The organism is Bartonella sp. AA18HLJMS (genome assembly GCF_042197245.1).
Taxonomy (GTDB): Bacteria; Pseudomonadota; Alphaproteobacteria; order Rhizobiales; family Rhizobiaceae; genus Bartonella.
In genome coordinates this window covers 1-906 of the sequence record NZ_JBHIRP010000075.1, presented here as the reverse complement: position 1 = coordinate 906, position 906 = coordinate 1, and the positions used below count along the sequence as shown (strand labels likewise).

1 protein-coding gene is annotated in these 906 nt (G+C 37.3%); it reads left to right on the top strand.

The features are described from left to right. On the top strand, positions 1-735 hold a 735-nt coding region (locus ACFINW_RS09990; RefSeq protein ID WP_375641331.1), incomplete at its 5' end, for a type IV secretion system protein. Positions 736-906 lie beyond the last annotated feature (171 nt).

The following is a 906-nucleotide window of genomic DNA, read 5'->3' as shown; positions in this document are numbered from 1 at the left end:
ATTGGAATCACAATCGCTTTCATCATCTACGGATGGCTCATCATCCGTGGCGCTATAGATATGCCTCTCTCCGGATTTGTAAATCGTTTCCTACGGATAAGTATTATTACTTCAATAGCTCTTACCACAGGACTTTATCAGAGTGAAATTGCCATTTTGATCACACAAATGCCCTATGAGTTATCAAAAGCGCTCATAACAAATCCACTCAATGATACACAATTAATGAATTTACTGGACAAAGCAGCAACCAAAGGATTTCAATATGCAGGACGTCTTTTCCAAGAAACCGTCTTCTTCGAGTCCAATGGTTTGCTTTACAGTCTCTTAGGAATCCTCATCTTGCTAGCAACAAGCCTCGTCGTAGCAATCGGTGGGGGTCTCGTCCTTCTGACAAAAATCGCTATTACACTTCTCGTAGGATTGGGACCAATCTTCATTATTGCTCTACTCTGGCAACCAACTTATCGCTTTTTTGAGCAATGGATTGTACAAGTCGTGAATTATATAATCCTCTTTCTACTCTTAACAACTGTATTTAATCTGATGATGAATATCTTTGCAAACTATTTGAGCGATATGAAACTCGACTACGACCAGAATGTAAGCTTCATGTTTGGAGGAGCTCTCATCTTGTCCATTATATCCATCATGCTGTTACTCAAACTATCAAGCATGGCCAATTCTCTCGCAAAAGGCATTACATTCGGACATCTATGGAGACATAAAAACTAGCTGAGATAAAAAGCAATGGTTCCCGTAACAGACGCCCTTAATATCCATATGACAAAATAACAAGGATATCCAATCCTAAAGTAAAAAATATTCACACTGAAATTGAGCTATTTTCATAAATTAAAAAATGAAATTAAGAAAAGATAAATTATCGTAAACTATACACTTTAC